Annotated in this window: 16 protein-coding genes; 7 read left to right on the top strand and 9 right to left on the bottom strand. The window is 66.0% G+C overall.

Annotated features, from left to right (window positions below):
• Positions 1-29: 29 nt before the first annotated feature.
• The 4 genes from pxpA to ABIC76_RS15940 all read right to left on the bottom strand — a co-directional run bounded on the left by pxpA (position 30) and on the right by ABIC76_RS15940 (position 3,976).
• Entirely contained in the window at positions 30-773 is a 744-nt protein-coding gene (gene pxpA, locus ABIC76_RS15955; RefSeq protein WP_316899498.1) for a 5-oxoprolinase subunit PxpA, read from the bottom strand.
• Positions 774-792: 19 nt separating this feature from the next.
• Positions 793-1,842, bottom strand: coding sequence for a 5-oxoprolinase subunit C family protein (locus ABIC76_RS15950; RefSeq protein WP_354534553.1), 1,050 nt, complete (start codon positions 1,840-1,842; stop codon positions 793-795).
• The gene (pxpB, locus tag ABIC76_RS15945; protein ID WP_354534552.1) at positions 1,839-2,486 is read right to left on the bottom strand and encodes a 5-oxoprolinase subunit PxpB; all 648 of its coding nucleotides are present in this window, start codon (positions 2,484-2,486) and stop codon (positions 1,839-1,841) included. The genes ABIC76_RS15950 and pxpB overlap by 4 nt, the downstream gene beginning before the upstream one ends.
• Before the next feature lie 275 nt (positions 2,487-2,761).
• A complete protein-coding gene (locus tag ABIC76_RS15940) occupies positions 2,762-3,976 on the bottom strand; it encodes a multidrug effflux MFS transporter (RefSeq protein WP_354534551.1) in 1,215 nt (404 codons plus the stop codon).
• Positions 3,977-4,458: 482 nt separating this feature from the next.
• Here ABIC76_RS15940 and ABIC76_RS15935 point away from each other — a divergent pair, with 482 nt between their 5' ends.
• The 5 genes from ABIC76_RS15935 to ABIC76_RS15915 all read left to right on the top strand — a co-directional run bounded on the left by ABIC76_RS15935 (position 4,459) and on the right by ABIC76_RS15915 (position 9,730).
• Positions 4,459-5,973, top strand: a complete 1,515-nt coding sequence (locus ABIC76_RS15935) for an ABC transporter ATP-binding protein (RefSeq protein WP_354534727.1) — start codon at positions 4,459-4,461, stop codon at positions 5,971-5,973.
• Positions 5,966-7,075: an ABC transporter permease gene (locus ABIC76_RS15930; RefSeq protein ID WP_354534550.1), complete on the top strand. Its 1,110-nt coding sequence runs from the start codon at positions 5,966-5,968 to the stop codon at positions 7,073-7,075. The genes ABIC76_RS15935 and ABIC76_RS15930 overlap by 8 nt, the downstream gene beginning before the upstream one ends.
• Position 7,076: 1 nt before the next feature.
• Positions 7,077-7,997: an ABC transporter permease gene (locus tag ABIC76_RS15925; RefSeq protein WP_102066471.1), complete on the top strand. Its 921-nt coding sequence runs from the start codon at positions 7,077-7,079 to the stop codon at positions 7,995-7,997.
• Between the two features lie 79 nt (positions 7,998-8,076).
• The gene (locus ABIC76_RS15920; RefSeq protein ID WP_027680954.1) at positions 8,077-9,234 is read left to right on the top strand and encodes a BMP family ABC transporter substrate-binding protein; all 1,158 of its coding nucleotides are present in this window, start codon (positions 8,077-8,079) and stop codon (positions 9,232-9,234) included.
• Between the two features lie 199 nt (positions 9,235-9,433).
• A complete protein-coding gene (locus ABIC76_RS15915; protein WP_102066472.1) occupies positions 9,434-9,730 on the top strand; it encodes a YkvA family protein in 297 nt (98 codons plus the stop codon).
• Between the two features lie 9 nt (positions 9,731-9,739).
• Here the strand turns inward: ABIC76_RS15915 and ABIC76_RS15910 are convergent, their stop codons facing one another.
• Genes ABIC76_RS15910 through ABIC76_RS15895 form a run of 4 tightly spaced genes read right to left on the bottom strand, consistent with a single transcriptional unit; the run spans position 9,740 to position 12,927 of the window.
• Positions 9,740-10,720, bottom strand: a complete 981-nt coding sequence (locus tag ABIC76_RS15910; protein WP_354534549.1) for a quinone oxidoreductase family protein — start codon at positions 10,718-10,720, stop codon at positions 9,740-9,742.
• Positions 10,717-11,157: a methylglyoxal synthase gene (locus ABIC76_RS15905; RefSeq protein ID WP_354534548.1), complete on the bottom strand. Its 441-nt coding sequence runs from the start codon at positions 11,155-11,157 to the stop codon at positions 10,717-10,719. Before ABIC76_RS15905 ends, ABIC76_RS15910 begins: the two co-directional genes overlap by 4 nt.
• A gap of 10 nt (positions 11,158-11,167) precedes the next feature.
• Positions 11,168-11,959: an SDR family oxidoreductase gene (locus ABIC76_RS15900; protein ID WP_354534547.1), complete on the bottom strand. Its 792-nt coding sequence runs from the start codon at positions 11,957-11,959 to the stop codon at positions 11,168-11,170.
• Positions 11,960-12,009: 50 nt separating this feature from the next.
• Positions 12,010-12,927, bottom strand: coding sequence for a DMT family transporter (locus ABIC76_RS15895; protein ID WP_354534546.1), 918 nt, complete (start codon positions 12,925-12,927; stop codon positions 12,010-12,012).
• A 184-nt stretch (positions 12,928-13,111) separates the two neighbouring features.
• Here ABIC76_RS15895 and ABIC76_RS15890 point away from each other — a divergent pair, with 184 nt between their 5' ends.
• Both ABIC76_RS15890 and upp read left to right on the top strand, forming a co-directional pair.
• Positions 13,112-14,590, top strand: a complete 1,479-nt coding sequence (locus ABIC76_RS15890; protein WP_354534545.1) for an NCS1 family nucleobase:cation symporter-1 — start codon at positions 13,112-13,114, stop codon at positions 14,588-14,590.
• 64 nt (positions 14,591-14,654) lie between these two features.
• Positions 14,655-15,305, top strand: coding sequence for a uracil phosphoribosyltransferase (upp, locus tag ABIC76_RS15885; RefSeq protein WP_027680948.1), 651 nt, complete (start codon positions 14,655-14,657; stop codon positions 15,303-15,305).
• A gap of 71 nt (positions 15,306-15,376) precedes the next feature.
• Here the strand turns inward: upp and ABIC76_RS15880 are convergent, their stop codons facing one another.
• Positions 15,377-16,942: a helicase HerA-like C-terminal domain-containing protein gene (locus tag ABIC76_RS15880; RefSeq protein WP_354534544.1), complete on the bottom strand. Its 1,566-nt coding sequence runs from the start codon at positions 16,940-16,942 to the stop codon at positions 15,377-15,379.
• Positions 16,943-17,049 lie beyond the last annotated feature (107 nt).

Genomic DNA, 17,049 nt, shown 5'->3' with positions numbered 1-17,049 from the left:
AAGCCCCGCTGGAAGGACGGGGCCGTGGCTCAGGCGCCGGCACGGACAGCGATGCCTTCGCTGCCAAGCCGTTCCCGAATGCGTCGCGCGAACGCCAGCGCATGCGCGCCGTCGCCGTGCAGACAAACCGTTTCCGCGCGGATCGGAACCCACGTGCCGTCGATGGCCTTCACGCGCTGCTCGCGCACCATCGTCAGCGTCTGGTCCAGCGCGGCATCTTCGCTGTCGATGAGGGCGCCGGGCGTGCCGCGTTTGACGAGCGAGCCGTCCGGGTTGTAACCGCGATCGGCAAACACCTCTTCCTTGGCCTGCAGGCCAAGTTCACGCGCGGCCTTGACCAGCTCACCGCCCGCCAGGCCAAACACCACCAGCGACGGATCGAAATCACGGATCGCGCGCACGATCGCCATGGCCAGCGGCCGATCGCGCGAAGCCTGGTTGTACAGCGCGCCGTGCGCCTTCACGTGCGCCAGCTTGCCGCCCTGCGCACGCACGATCGCCGAAAGGCCACCGATCTGGAACAGCACGCCCGCGTAGATTTCATCCGGCGGGAGGTGCATTTCAGTACGGCCAAAGTTTTCGCGATCGGGAAAGCTCGGATGCGCGCCGATCGACACGCCCTGGCGCAGCGCCCAGCTCACCGTCTGGCGCATCGTGTTGACGTCGCCGGCGTGCCAGCCGCACGCGATGTTGGCGGAACTCACCAGGGTGAGGAGCGCCTCATCGGTATCGCAGCCTTCGCCGAGATCGGCGTTCAGATCAATTGCAGTCATGATGTTGTCTTCCGGTGCATCAGGCGTTCAGTCGCGTCTTTGCGGTGCGATGCGCGCTCGACAGAATGCCCTGGCGCTGCCAGTCCAGCGCGGTTTCGATTTGCTGCAGATACCGTGCCACGTCGGCGCGGGCGGCTTCGGCTTCTTCCAGCGTCACACGCTCGAAGCGCACGCGCGTGCCGAGCGGAATCTGCGCCAGGCGCCATTGGTCGGCCAGGATGACGGAGCCGATCTTCGGATAGCCGCCGGTGGTTTGCGCATCGGCCATCAGCACAATGGGCTGCCCGGACGGCGGCACCTGGATGACGCCCGGCACCACGCCGTGCGAGAGCAGATCGCCGCTGCGCTGCTTCTTGCGTTGGAGTTCCGGGCCCTGGAGGCGAAAGCCCATCCGGTTGCTGTTGGGCGTGAGCGTCCAGTCCGATTCCCAGAATGCGGCTTGCGCGCCGGCAACGAAATCGTCGTATTCAGGACCGGGCAGCACGCGCATGACGGGCGTGTCCTTCTGCGCGCGGTCGAACGTCCAGCGGGCTGCCTTCACGGCAACGGTGTCGCCGCTGATGTCGGGAGCGTACGTCGTATCGGCGGGCAGCACGGGCAGCCTGTCGCCGTCCTTGAGCGGGCGCCCTTCGAAGCCGCCGAAGCCGGCTTTCAGATCGGTGCTGCGCGAGCCCATCATCTCCGGCACATCGATGCCGCCGGCCACGCAGAGATACGCGCGCACGCCGCCCTGCGCCACCCGCAAGGTCAGCATCTGCCCGCGTTGCACAGGGATGGCGCGCCACGCATGCACCGGCGCGCCATCGAGCGTGGCGCGGCAATCGGCGCCCGTCAGCGCGATCAGGCCATTGGCGTGGAAGCGCAGCGTGGCGTTGCCCAGCGTGAACTCGATGCCCGCGGCGTCACTGCGGTTGCCGACCAGCCGGTTGCCCACATACAGCGACAGCGGATCCAGTGCGCCCGACGTGCAGACGCCAAAGCGGCGATAGCCGGTGCGGCCCAGGTCCTGCACAGACGCCAGCACGCCGGCCCGCACGATCTCGATCATGGGTTGGGGTTTCGAACTCATGCGCGCACCTTCGAGGCAACAAAGCGGATGCGGTCTCCGGGCGCCAGCAGCGTGGGGGGATTACGCTGCGGCATGAAGAGCGCCGCGTCTGTGCGGCCCAGCAGTTGCCAGCCACCGGGGGATGCGGCCGGGTAGATGCCGGTCTGCTCGCCGCCGATGCCGACCGAACCGGCCGGCACGGCCATGCGCGGCTCGGCGCGACGCGGCGTGGCGAGCGACTTGTCGAGCCCGCCCATGTAGGCAAAGCCGGGCTGGAAGCCCAGGAAATAGACGATGTATTCCGGCGCAGTGTGACGGCGCACGACTTCGGCCGTGCTCAGGCCGGTGTGCTTGGCGACTTCGCGCAGGTCGGGGCCTTCGTCACCGCCATAGGCGACTTCGATATCGACGAGTTTGCCGTCGGCCACCAGCGCCTGGCTTTCTTCCCAGGCTTCGCGCAGTTGGGTGATCAATCGCTGAGCATCGGCCAGTGGGCCGAACACGAGCGTGAGGTTGTTCATGCCGGGCACCACGTCGACCACGCCCGCCCAGTTGGACGCGCGCGACGCCATGGCCCAGATGCGCTGCTGGCAATTCAGGGTGGCCGGTGGCGGCACTTCGCACAACAGCGCGAGTTCGCCCAGCCGGTGAATCGTGCACTGCAACTTAACCCCCGTCTCGTCTGCGCCGTTGGCGGGAAGATCCCGGCAAAACGGCGCGTGTTTGAAAACGAAAGCGATACGTTAATAAATTGTCGATAAATTCTGTATAAGAAGTAACCCTTAGTCATTCAGGGCCAAGTCGCTGCTGAACGCGGTCCGGCTGCACCCATCATAGGTGCCGAACACGATCAGCGTGACGGGCATGTTATGCCAAAGTCATATGAAAGGATGAATACGCCCCTAGAACAAGAGGCGTAGATCGAAGCCGGAAGTGGGGGTCAGGCGGCGGGCGCTTCGCGCGTGATGCGCAGGCCCAGAAGGAGCGCGACGATGGCGCACACAGCCATCATGCCCAGCAGCGGCAGCGCGGTTTGGCCGATGGCGGCGACCACCGTGCCGGTCACCATGCCGAGGCCAAACTGCATGGCGCCCATGAGCGCCGAGCCCGTACCCGCACGCGCGCCCTGCCCCGCCATTGCAAGCGCGCCGGTGTTGGGCGAGATGCAGCCGATCGACGCGACGTAGCAGAACAGCGCCACCAGCACGAGCGGCAGCGGCGTAAAGCCAGCCGCCGCGGCGGCAGCTGCCAGCGCGCTGGTGATGGCCGGCACCCACAGCGCCCGGCGCAGCACGCGCGCCGGCGAGTACTTGCGCACCAGCCGCACATTCACGCGCGAGGCGGCGATCATCCCCGCTGCGTTGCTGCCGAACACCCAGGCGTACTGCGACGGCGTCAGCCCATAACCGTCGATCAGCACGAACGACGACACGGTGATGTACGCAAACATGCCCGACAGAAACACCGCCCCGCACCCCATATAGGCGGCGTAGTGATGATCGCGCAGCAGTTCCCAGTAGTCGCGCAGCACATGGCCGACTGCCAGCTTGCGCGCCTGCTCAGGCGCCAGCGACTCGCGCATCAGGTAATGCACCGCCACCAGCGACAACACGCCAAACGCCGTCAGCAAGGCAAAGATGACCCGCCACGTTGTGAACTGCAGCACTGCGCCGCCAATCATCGGCGCCAAGATGGGCGCCACGCCCATGACCAGCATCAGCGTCGAATACGCTTGTGCGGCGCCGGCCGGGTCCATGCGATCGCGCACGGCTGCACGCGCGATGACCATGCCCGCGCAGCCGCCAAACCCCTGCACGCCGCGCAGCACGGCCAACATCGTGGCATCCGTGGCGAAAGCGCAGCCGATGGACGCCGCGACGTACATCGCCAGGCCGATGTAGAGCGGCGGTTTGCGGCCGAAGCGATCGCTGGCCGGGCCGTAGATCAGTTGGCCGATCGCCAGGCTGATCAGGAAGACCGTCAGCGTGAGCCCCGCCGCAGCCGACGATGTATTCAGGTCGCGCGCGATGGTCGGCAGGCTGGGCAGGTACATGTCGACCGACAGCGGGCCGATGGCCGTGAGCGCGCCAAGCAGCAGGAGCCAGCCGGGAATCGGGCCGGGCATGCGGGATCGTGCGGGAGCGGGAGCAGTCATGAAGGCAGAGCGGGACGCGGCGGGCGGGAGGCCCGCGCCGAAGCAAACCGAGAACTGTAGCGCAAAGCGTCGCGCCACGTGCGCGCACCGGGCAGGTGCAAGACGGCCTGCGCGCCCCACCCGAGGGCTGCGCGTGCCACCTGCATACGTCGGCATGACAAGCTGGAAGCGACAAATGGCCTCAATGCGCCCGGCACGGGATTTGCACTCCGCCACCCCTCGTACGAGGCAGGCGCAAGCGGGCCGAAATCGCCGTTCGGCGCGGTGCCGAACGATATAATTCTCGGCTGATGGAAAGCATCACCTTGTCATGATGTTTGCTGCGATGCGTCGGCGCGAATCTGCGTCGGCGTTGCCTGTTGTGAAGTGTCGTCAACACCCAAAAAGAGACCGCCTCCGATGCGTATCCGCACGGTGAGCGGCACGGAAACCACGAGCCAACTGTTGTGACACCACTCCCACCACGCCTGTCGCTGACGGGCATGACCAAGCGCTATCCGAGCGTGGTCGCCAACGACGGCGTCAGCCTGACTGTCGCGCCGGGCGAGATCCACGCCGTGCTGGGCGAAAACGGCGCCGGCAAGTCGACGCTGATGAAGATCATCTTCGGCGCGGTGCAGCCTGACGCCGGCGAGATGCTGCTCGACGGACAGCGCGTCGAGATCGCCAATCCGCACCAGGCGCGCGCCCTGGGCATCGCCATGGTGTTCCAGCACTTCTCGCTGTTCGACACGCTCACGGTGGCGGAGAACATCCTGCTCGGCCTGCCCGCAGGCACCGATTTGCGCGACGTGGCTGACCAGGTGCGCAGCACGGGCGAGAAATACGGCCTGCCGCTGGAGCCGCATCGCCATGTGCATACGCTTTCCGTGGGCGAGCGCCAGCGCGTGGAAATCGTGCGCGCCCTGCTCACCAAGCCGCGTCTGCTGATCCTTGACGAGCCAACCTCGGTGCTGACGCCGCAGGCCGTCGAAAAGCTGTTCGTGACACTGCGCCAGTTGGCGGCAGAAGGCACGAGCATCCTCTACATCAGCCACAAGCTCGACGAGATCCAGGCCCTCTGCCACACCGCCACGGTGATGCGCATGGGCAAGGTCACGGGCGTGTGCGATCCGCGCCAGGAAACGGCGGCGTCGCTGTCGCGCATGATGATCGGCGGCGAGCCTCCGCGCGAATTGCGCCCCCAGACCACACCCGGCGAGGTGCGCATGGAGGTGGCCGGCCTGTCGCTGCCCAAGGCCCACGCCTTTGCGACGGAGCTGCGGGACATCGCCCTGCAGTTGCGCAGCGGCGAGATCGTCGGCATTGCAGGCGTATCGGGCAACGGGCAGCAGGAACTGCTGGCAGCCCTGTCCGGCGAAGACACCCGCGCATCGGCACAGACCATCAGCATCGGCAACGAGCCGGTCGCCAAGCTGGACCCGCGTGCGCGCCGCAAGCGCGGGCTGTCGTTCGTGCCGGAAGAGCGCCTGGGGCGCGGCGCCGTGCCCTCGCTGTCGCTGGCCGCCAATACGCTGCTGACGCATCAGCGTGCACCCCAGGTGCGCGGCGGGCTCATCGACAAGAAAGCCGCCGCCAAGCTGGCTACGGCCATCATCAGCCGGTTTGGCGTGAAGGCGGGCGGCCCCGACGCGCTGGCCAAGAGCCTGTCGGGCGGCAACCTGCAGAAATTCATCGTCGGCCGCGAAATCGAATGCGCGCCGCGCGTGCTCATCGTCGCGCAACCCACCTGGGGCGTCGACGTGGGCGCCGCTGCCCAGATCCACAACGAAATCCTCGCGCTCAAGGCGGGGGGCTGCGCCATCCTTATCGTGTCGGAAGAACTCGACGAACTCTTTGCGCTGTGCGATCGCCTGCACGTGATCGCCAACGGGCGCCTCTCCCCCTCCACGCCCACGCACGCCACCGACCGCGAACAGATCGGCCTGTGGATGAGCGGCATGTGGGACAAAGCGTCGGCGCCGGCCGCCGCCAGCTCGGAGGTGGCCCATGGCTGACGTCATGCATGGCAGCCGCCTGGCGCTGCCGGTTTCGCTGGAACTGCGCGCCATTCCGTCGCGCACCATGGCCTATGCCTCGCCGCTCATCGCGCTGGTGCTGACGATGGTGTTCGGCTTGCTGCTGTTCGCGCTGCTCGGCAAGGACCCGGTCGCGGGCCTGCGCGTGTTCCTGGTCGAACCGCTGGTCAGCAAGCGGGCGATCGGTGAAGTGCTGCTCAAGACCGTGCCGCTGGTGCTGTGCGCGCTGGGCTTGTCGGTGTGCTATCGCGCCAACGTGTGGAACATCGGCGCGGAGGGGCAGCTCATCGTGGGCGGCATCTTTGCAGCGGCCACCATCATCTACTTCGATACGCCGACGCCCGCCATCCCCGGCGGCTTTGCGCTGGTGCTAGCCATCGTTGCCGGCCTCGTCGGCGGCGCACTGTGGGCGGCGATCACCGCGCTGCTGCGCGATCGCTTTCATGCCAACGAAATCCTCGTCTCGCTGATGCTCACGTACATCGCGCAGTTGCTGCTGCTGTACGTGGTCAACGGGCCGTTGAAAGACCCGAACGGCATGAACTTCCCGCAGTCGATCGTGTTCGACAGCGCATTCGTTCTGCCGACGCTCGTGGCCGGCACGCGCCTGCACGTCGGCTTCCTGTTCATGCTCGTGATGACGGCGGCGATGACGTTGTTCGTCTTCCGCAGCTTTGCGGGCTATCGCCTTCAAGTCGGTGGCCTGGCGCCGCAAGCCGCGCGCTATGCAGGTTTCTCGTCGCGGGCGGCGCTGTGGACGGCGCTGCTGGTGTCGGGCGGCCTGGCAGGCGTTGCCGGCGCCTTCGAAGTCACCGGGCCGATCGGGCAACTGCTGCCATCCATTTCCCCCGGCTACGGCTTTGCCGCCATCGTGGTGGCGTTCGTCGGGCGTCTGAATCCGGTCGGCACCGTGCTGGGCGCGATCGTGATGTCGCTCTTCTATATCGGCGGCGAGCTTGCGCAATCGCGCCTGGGGCTGCCGTCGGCCATTACCGGAGTGTTCCAGGGGATGCTGCTGTTCTTCCTGCTCGCCTGCGACACGCTCATCGAATACCGCCTGCGCTGGCGCGCGCACCACTGATATGGAAAGTCTCGCTCCCCTGATCGCCGCGTCGATCAACGCCGGCACCCCGCTGCTGCTGGCCGCCCTGGGCCTCTTGATGAACGAGCGCTCCGGCGTGCTCAACCTCGGCGCCGAAGGGATGATGCTGGTGGCGGCCGTGGTCGGTTTCATGGTCGGCTACCAGACGCAGATTCCGCTGCTGGGTTTTGCTGCCGGCGCGATTGCCGGCATGGTGATGGCGTCCCTGTTTGCATGGCTCGCGCTGGTGCTCGTCACCAACCAGGTCGCCACGGGCCTCGCGCTGTCGATTTTCGGCACCGGCCTGTCGGCCTTCATGGGCCAGCGCTTTGTCGGCATGTCGCTGCCGGCGCAGGCGCACGGCATCCCCGGGCTGGAGTCGATCCCGTTTGTCGGCCCCGCCCTCTTCGCGCACCACTGGATGGTCTATTTCAGCCTGCTGCTGTGCGGCGCGATTGCGTGGTTCCTGTTCAAGACGCGGGCTGGTCTCACGCTGCGCGCGATCGGTGAATCGCCGGAGTCGGCGCATGCGCTCGGCTATCCGGTGCGCACCGTCCGCTTTGGCGCGCTGTTGTTTGGCGGCGCATGCTGCGGGCTGGCAGGCGCGTACCTGTCGCTGGTCTACACGCCGATGTGGGTCGAGAACATGGTCGCCGGCCGCGGCTGGATTGCCCTGGCGCTCACCACGTTTGCCACCTGGCGCCCGCTGCGCATCCTGTTCGGTGCGCTGCTGTTCGGCGGGGTGACGATCCTGCAATTCCACCTGCAAGGGATGGGCGTGTCGGTGCCGTCGCAGATTCTGTCGATGGCGCCGTTTGCGGCCACCATCGTCGTGCTGGCCATCATCTCGCGCAATCCGGACTGGATTCGCCTGAACATGCCCGCATCGCTTGGCAAGCCGTTCCGCCCCGGGGCTGCCTAAACTGCATGCAGCCTCAGCTTCTGCATTCCGCTTTTATTTGCTTCAACACAGTCAACGAGCCACACAACAGGAGAAATCGATGAACGTCACTCGCAGGATCACGCTGGCCGCCCTGGCCGCCGGCGCTGCCCTGACCCTCTGGGGTTGCGGCAAGTCCAACGACAACGCCGGCGGCAATGCCGCGCCCGCAGCGTCGTCGGCCCCCGCCGCTGCCGCACCGGCGCCGGCCAATGAGCCGCTGAAGGTTGCGTTCGTCTACGTCGGCCCGGTGGGCGACGCAGGCTGGACGTACGCCCACGACGCCGGCCGCAAGGAGGTCGAAGCCAAGTTCGGCGACAAGGTCAAGACCAGCTTCGTCGAGAGCGTCCCCGAAAGCGCTGCGGACGCCGAGCGCGTGTTCCGCGATCTCGCCACGCAAGGCAACAAGGTCATCTTTGGCACGAGCTTCGGCTTCATGGAATCGATGCTCAAGGTCGCCAAGGAATTCCCGGACGTGAAGTTCGAGCACGCCACCGGTTTCAAGACCGCCGACAACCTCGGCCAGTACGACGTGCGCACGTATGAAGGCGCGTACCTCGCGGGCGTGGTGGCCGGCAAGATGAGCAAGTCGGGCAAGCTGGGCGTGGTGGGTTCGGTGCCCATCCCCGAGGTGATCCGCAACATCGATTCGTTCACGCTGGGCGCGCGCAGCGTCAACCCCAAGGCCACCACCCGCGTGGTGTGGGTCAACAAGTGGTTTGACCCGGGCAAGGAGCGCGAAGCGGCCACCACGCTCATCGGCCAGGGCGTCGACGTGCTGATGCAGAACACCGACTCCGCCGCCGTCGTGCAAACGGCCCAGGAAAAAGGCGTCTACGCCATCGGCTGGGACAGCGACATGACCAAGTTCGGCGAGAAGGCCCACCTGGCCGCCTCGATGAACAAGTGGGGCGTGTACTACACCAAGGTCGTCGGCGACGTGCTCGAAAACAAGTGGAAGCCGGAAACCGTGTGGTGGGGCCTGAAGGAAGGCGCCATCGACCTGGGCGCCTACAACGCTGTGGTGCCGGAAGACGTGAAGACGCTGATCGAAACCCGCAAGAAGGGCATCATCGACGGCTCGGCACCGATCTGGAAGGGTCCGCTCAAGGACAACACCGGCAAGGAAGTCCTGCCCGCCGACAAGGTCGCCGACGACGGCTTCCTGCACGGCATCAAGTTCTACGTGGAAGGCGTGGAAGGCAAGATTCCGGGCTAACCTGCCCACGGTCCTGCTGCGCGCTACGGACCTTGAACAGGTCCGTCGCGGCAAAAAGCCGGCACCTCGCAAGGGGGTCGGCTTTTTTCATGGACGATGCAGCCCCACCTTGAAAACCGGGCCGTTTCCCCAAGCTGATACGATGGTTTGCTGGCCAAACGCTCTCATGTGACGCCGGCTTTTCATCAAGGAGCCCACGATGTTCGGACGACTTTTCCGCCTGTGGAGCGTGGTGCGCAACGACGTGCGCCTGCTGTGGTTTGCGCTGCGCCATCCCGACAAGCCGTGGTGGCTCGCGCCGGCTGCGCTGCTGCTGGTGGGATATGTGGTATCGCCGGTCGACCTGATCCCGGATGTCATCCCGGTAATCGGCTGGGTGGACGACATTGTGCTGGTGCCGTTCGCGCTGCACATGCTGCTGCGCGGCCTGCCCCACCGCGTGCGCGAGGATGCGCGCTTTGCCGCCGCCCGGCGGGTGAAGCCCTCCGGGCGGTAACGTCTCAACTTACGGCAGGAGGATCGTCGACCCGGTCGTCTTGCGCGCTTCCAGATCGCGGTGCGCCTGCGCCGCGTTCTGCAGTTCGTAGCGCTGGTGAATCTCGATCTTCACCTTGCCGCTGCTCACCACATCAAACAACTCTGCCGCCATCGGTTCCAGCAGCTCGCGCCGCGCCGTGTACGTCATCAGCGTCGGTCGCGTGATCTTGAGCGACCCTTTTGCGCTCAGCACGCTGAGGTCAACCGGCGGCACCGGCCCCGATGCGTTGCCGTACGTGACCATCATCCCGCGCGGCGCCAGGCAATCCAGCGAGCCCGTGAACGTGTCCTTGCCAATACCGTCGTAGACAACCGGCACGCCCCTGCCGCCCGTGATTTCACGCACGCGTTCGGTAAAGTTCTCACGCGTGTAGACGATGGTGTGATCGCAGCCGTGCGCGCGAGCAAGTTCGGCCTTGGCATCGCTGCCGACGGTGCCAATCACCGTGGCACCGAGCGCCTTCAGCCACTGGCACGCAATCAACCCGACCCCGCCAGCGGCCGCATGAAACAGCACCGTATCGCCGGGCTGCACGCGATAGCTGTCGCGAAGCAGGTACTGAGCGGTCATGCCCTGCAACATCATCGCCGCGCCGGTTTCAAAGTCGATCGCATCCGGCAAGCGCACGAGAATGTCGGCCGGCATCGTGCGCACCGCAGCGTAGGCGCCGGTCGGGCGGCCGGCATAGGCGACGCGGTCGCCCGGCTTGACGTGGGTGACGCCATCGCCCACCGCTTCCACCACCCCTGAGGCTTCCATACCGATGCCGCCCGGCAGCGGCTGCGGATACAGCCCGGTGCGGAAATAGACGTCGATGTAGTTCAGGCCGATGGCGTGCTGCTTGATGGTGGCCTCGCCGGGGCCGGGTGCAGGCACGTCGACATCGACGTACTGCATCACTTCCGGACCGCCGGTCTCGAAGATGCGGATGGCTTTCGCTTGTGTCATGCGTGGATCTCCTTCGGGTCGGGCTGCACCAGCTGCAGGGCAGACATCACCAGGTCGGCGGTCGCCAGGTTGGTGGCACAGGGGATGTTGTGGACGTCGCACGCACGGACCAGCGCATTGATGTCGGGTTCATGCGGTTGCGGCGTCATCGGGTCGCGCAAAAAGATGACGGCGTCGACGCGGCCTTCGGCCAATTGCGCGCCAATCTGCAGGTCGCCGCCCCACGGGCCAGACAGCATGCGCTGCACGGTCAGGCCGACTTCCTTCTCCAGGCGGCCGCCGGTGGTGCCCGTCGCCAGCAGGTCGCATTGCGACAGGAAGGCCTGGTGCGTTTGTGCGAAAGCGACCATGTCGTCTTTCTTGTGGTCGTGTGCGATCAGGGCGACGCGGCGTTTGCGAACTGCGCTTTCGGGCGTAATTGGCGTAAGGGTGGTCATGTCGATTGGCTTAAAAGGTGCCAGGGAAGCTGCCGCCATCCAGCAGGATGTTTTGCGCGTTCAGGTAGCCGGCGTGCTGGCTGCACAGGAAGGCACACACGGCGCCAAATTCGGCCGGCTGGCCAAAGCGTCGCATCGGATTGCCCTGGCGCTTGCGGTCGAAATTCTCTTCTGCGCTGATGCCGGCAGCCTTGGCGCCCGCTTCCAGCGTCTTGGTCAGGCGATCGGTCTCGAACTGACCGGGTAGCAGATTGTTGATGGTCACGCCGTGCTTGGCGACTTCACGGGCCAGGCCGGCCACGAAGCCGGTCAGGCCGGAGCGCGCGCCGTTGGACAAGCCCAGCACGTCGATCGGCGCCTTGACGGCACCGCTGGTGATGTTGACGATGCGGCCCCAGCGGCGCTCGATCATCTTGTCGACGGTGGCTTTGATGAGGTCGATGGGCGTGAGCATGTTGGCGTTGAGCGCGGCATTCCATGCGTCGCGGTCCCAATCGCGGAAGTTGCCCGGCGGCGGGCCGCCTGCGTTGTTGATGAGGATGTCGGGCGAGCCGCCCAGGCGCTCGCACGCGAGCAGCGCTTCGGCGCGGCCTTCCGGCGTGGTGATGTCGGTCGCCACGGCTTCCACGCGCACGCCATGCGCCGTGCGGATGCGCTCAGCGGCTGCCGACAACGCTTCGGCACCGCGCGCGACGATCACCACGTCCACGCCTTCGGCAGCCAGCGCGTCGGCGCACGCAAAGCCCAAGCCCTTGCTTGCGCCGCACACCAGCGCACGCTTGCCTTTCAGGCCCAAGTCCATCTGTCTGACTCCTTGTGATTGTTGTTTGGATTATTTCGATCGGCCGCCCGTCAGCCGCGACGGCGTGACAGCAGCGCCATACCGGCAAGCACCAGCGCGCTGCCGGCAATCTGCCAAATCGTGATCGGCTCGCCCAGCAGCCACCAGCCCAACAGCAGCGTCGACACCGGCCCGATCATGCCCGCCTGCGACGCCACCGGTGCACCTACACGCGCCACCGCCATCATCGTCATCGTGACCGGCGCCACCGTACAGAACACCGAGTTGATGGCCGACAGCCCATACACCTGCCAGGGCAACACCAGCGCCGACACCGGCCGCAGCACCAGAAACTGGACGATACAGGCCGCAGTCGACACGCACATCGCGTAGGCGACGAGCCGCATCGAACCCACGCGCTTGACCAGCTCACCGCTGGCCAGCAGATAGATACCGTAGCTGACGGCGCTGGCAAGCACCAACCCGCCGCCCAGCCAGACGTTGTTGCCGCCCAGGTTCAGGTCGTGCGCGAACACCAGCACGATCCCGGCATAGGCCAGCGCCAACGACACCCACTGCAAGCCGGTAATGCGCCGCTTGAATACCGTCGACGTGATCAGCAGCACGAACGACGGCGTCAAAAACAGGATCAGCCGCTCCAGCCCGGCCGTGATGTACTGCAGGCCGAGGAAGTCGAGAAAGCTGGAGAGGTAATAGCCGATCAGCCCCAAGCCGACGATACGCCAGCGGTCGGCTCCGGTCAGGGGCTCCGCGCGGCGCGACTGCCACCACCCCATCGCCATGAACAGCGGCGCGGCCAGCAGCATGCGCAGGGTGATGACCATGACGGCGTCCACCTGGTAGCGGTACATCAGCTTGGCGACGATGGCCTTGGCGGAAAACAGCACCGCGCCCGCGGAGGCAAGCAGCAGCCCGCCGGTGTCGGTGGTTCTTGCGGGAGTGGTGGACGCAGAGGACGCGGTGTTCACAGCGGAACGCGGAAGAACCGCGGGCGGTGTTGGAGAGCGTCGTCGATTGTATTGGAATTCAACAAAACGTTCCGGCGCGGGGTGCGCTGCACTTGGCACAGCTTTCGCTTGAGCACGCCGGGGAGCGCCGTACAATCGCGCCTGCATTCCGAATATCTACAACGACAACGGATCCCACATCGACATGAGCCAAACCACCTCTTCCGCCTTCTCCGCGGATGCCGCCGGGGCACCCGACCCGACCCTCTGGAACGAAGACCTCAACCCCACCCCGCCCGCGGCCCGCACCTGGACGGCGACCAATTACGCCGCGCTGTGGGTGTCGATGGTGGTGTCGGTGCCGGCCTACATGCTGGCTTCGGGGCTGATGAGCGAGGGCATGAACTGGTGGCAGGCGGTGCTGACGGTGTTCCTCGGCAACCTGATCGTGCTGGTGCCGATGGTGCTGGTGGGCCACGCTGGCACCAAGTACGGCATTCCCTTTCCTGTGCTGGTGCGGGCGTCGTTCGGCGTGCGCGGCGCGCAGCTGCCGGCCATTCTGCGAGCCATCGTGGCGTGCGGCTGGTTCGGCATTCAGACGTGGCTCGGCAGCCAGGCGATCTATACGATCCTCAACGTCGTCACCGACAACATGCTGGTCGGCAGCAACATTCCGGGCCTGGGCATCAACCCCGGCCAGGGATTCTGCTTCCTGCTGTTCTGGGCGCTGCACATCTGGCTGATCACCAAAGGGCTCGAATCGATCAAGCGCTTCCAGGCGCTGGCCACCCCGCTGCTGATCCTGGCCGCGCTGGGCCTGGTCTGGTGGGCGTATGTCCATGCGGGCGGTTTTGGCCCGATGCTGTCGGCGCCGTCGGCGTTTTCTGCAGGCGGCAAGCGCGCCGGCGAGTTCTGGGGCTTCTTCTGGCCGTCGCTTACCGCCATGGTGGGCTACTGGGCCACGCTGGCGCTGAACATTCCCGACTTCACCCGCTTCGCGCGCAGCCAGCGCGATCAGCTGGTCGGGCAGGCGATCGGCCTGCCGCTGCCGATGGGGCTGCTGGCGCTGGTGGCCGTGCTGGTCACGTCGTCCACGGTGGTCATCTACGGCCAGGCCATCTGGGATCCGGTCACGCTGGCCGGCAAGATGACCGGCCCGTCGGTCATCGTCGCGCTGCTGGCGCTGATCACCGCCACGCTCATGACGAACATCGCCGCCAACGTGGTGTCGCCGGCGTATGACTTCTCGAACCTGGCGCCGCACCGCATCTCGTTCCGCATCGGCGGCTACATCACGGCGGGCATCGGCCTGGCGATGATGCCGTGGAAGATCCTGGAAACCACCAAGGGCTACATCTTCACGTGGCTGGTCGGATACGGCGCGCTGCTGGGCCCGGTGGCCGGCATCATGATGGTCGACTACTTCCTGGTGCGCCGCACGGTCCTCAAGACGGGAGAACTGTTCCGCGTAGATGGCCCGTACGGTTACGGCAACGGCTGGAACGGCCGTGCCATCGTCGCGCTCATCATCGGCGTGCTGCCCAATCTGCCGGGCTTCTTCAAGCAGGCCGGGTTTGTCGCCAGCGTCCCGGGCGTGTTCGAAGCGCTGTACACGTATGCGTGGTTCGTGGGCCTCGCGATCTCCGCCGTGGTGTACGTCATCCTGATGCGCGGCCGCCGATAAGCCGTCCAATCCTTCATACGGGGCGCACCGTACAATGCGCCCCACTACCGCATTCGTCTTCGCCATGAAACAAGATCCGCGCTTTCCGAACCTGTTCATCCTCAATCACCCGCTGATCCAGCACAAGCTCACGCACATGCGCGACAAGGACACGTCCACGCGCACGTTCCGCGAGCTGCTGCGTGAGATCACGCTGCTGATGGGCTACGAGATCACGCGCAACCTGCCGCTGACCAGCCGCCACATCGACACGCCGATGGGCCCGATGGAAGCGCCCGTCATCGCGGGCCGCAAGCTGGCCGTGGTGCCGGTGCTGCGCGCGGGCGTGGGCATGAGCGACGGGCTGGTGGAGCTGATTCCGTCGGCGCGTATCGGCCATATCGGCGTGTACCGCGATGACCAACACCGTCCGGTGGAATACCTCGTGCGGCTGCCCGACCTGGAAGACCGCACCTTCATCCTGTGCGATCCGATGGTCGCCACCGGTTACTCCGCCGTCCACGCGGTCGACGTGATGAAGAAGCGCGGCGTGCCCGACGAAAACATCCTCTTCCTGGCGCTCGTGGCGGCGCCCGAAGGCGTGGAGGTGTTCCAGCAGGCGCATCCGGGCGTGAAGCTGTTTGTCGCATCGCTCGATTCGCACCTGGATGAAAACGCCTACATCATCCCGGGCCTGGGCGACGCGGGCGATCGTTTGTTCGGCACGAAAAACTGATCGCGCGCGGTCTCAGCGCAAACAAAAACAGCCGGCAATGCCGGCTGTTGTCTTTGGTGCCTCGGATGCGCTCAGCGCTTCTTCGACCCGCCGAGAATACTGCCCAGCACGCCGCGCACGATTTCGCGCCCGACGGTGGAGCCAATGGTGCGCATCGTCGACTTGGCCAACGTTTCGACAATCGAATCGCCACGGCCGCTGCGGCCCGTGCCCTTCGTGAGGATCGAGCCGACATCGCCGAGCCACCCGCCGCCGCTCTCCTGTTGCGCCGGCGCCGGTGCAGGCGCAGGAGCTGAGCCTGTCGATGCCCCGAAGTCCGTGCCGATGGAACCCGGAGCCGGCGCCGATGCCGCCCCGCCGTTCGCCACGCGGCCGCTCAGGATTTCGTACGCCGATTCACGGTCGATCGCCGTGTCGTAACGGCCCGCCACCAGCGAATTGGCCATCAGCGCGCGACGCTCGTCGTCCGAGATCGGGCCGATGCGCGACGCGGGCGGGACGACAAACGCACGCTGCGTGATCTCCGGGCGGCCGCCCTCGTCCAGCATGGAGATCAGCGCCTCGCCCACGGCCAGTTCGCCGATGGCCTCTTCGATGCTGAACTCGGGGTTCGCGCGCATCGTGGTGGCCGCAGCCTTCACGGCCTTCTGGTCACGCGGGGTGAAGGCCCGCAGCGCGTGCTGCACGCGGTTGCCGAGCTGGCCGAGCACCGTGTCCGGCACGTCGGCGGGGTTTTGCGTCACAAAGTACACGCCCACGCCCTTGGAGCGGATCAGCCGCACGACCTGCTCCACCTTCTGCAGCAGCGACGGCGGCGCATCGTTGAACAGCAAGTGCGCTTCATCAAAGAAGAAAGCGAGTTTGGGCTTGTCCACGTCGCCCACCTCGGGCAGATGCTCGAACAGCTCGGAGAGCATCCACAGCAGGAACGTCGCGTACAGCTTGGGCGCGTTGAGCAGCTTGTCGGCCGCCAGGACGTTGATCACGCCCTGGCCACGCACGGTCTGCATCAGATCGTTGATGTCGAGCATCGGCTCGCCGAAGAACTGGTCGGCGCCCTGCTCTTCGAGCGCGATCAGGTTGCGCTGAATGGCCCCGATGCTGGCCGACGAGATATTCCCGTACTTGTTCGTGTAGTCCGACGAATGCTCGCCAACGTGCTGGAGCATCGCGCGCAGGTCTTTCATGTCGAGCAGCGCGAGGCCCGCGTCGTCCGCAATCTTGAAGACGAGGTTCAGCACGCCGGTCTGGATGTCGTTCAGGTCGAGCATGCGCGAAAGCATCAGCGGGCCCATGTCGGACACGGTGGCGCGCACGGGGTGGCCACGCTCGCCGTACACATCCCACAACGTGACGGGGCAACCGGCCCATTGCGGCTCTTCCAGCCCGCGCTCCTGCAGGCGGGCCTTGAGCTTGTCGTTTGGCTGGCCGGGCTGCGAAATGCCGGTCAGATCACCTTTCACGTCGGCCAGGAAAACCGGTACGCCAATCTTTGACAGGCCCTGGGCGATGGTTTGGAGGGTGACGGTCTTGCCGGTGCCGGTGGCGCCGGTGATCAGGCCATGCCGGTTGGCGAGCTGGGGCAGCAGCACCAACTCGGCTTTGGCGTTCTTGGCAATCAGGATGGGATCGGTCATGGCGTTTGGACGAGGATCAATCTGGGGGGACGACACACCGCCAAATCGACCGGATGGACGGGGCGGCAGGCGTGTGCAGCATGCTAAAATCCGCGACCGATTATAGA

This window comes from Ralstonia sp. 1138 (assembly GCF_040544795.1).
Lineage (GTDB): Bacteria > Pseudomonadota > Gammaproteobacteria > Burkholderiales > Burkholderiaceae > Ralstonia > Ralstonia flatus.
The sequence above is the reverse complement of the archived record's forward strand: the minus strand, read 5'-3'. Positions and strand labels throughout refer to the sequence as shown.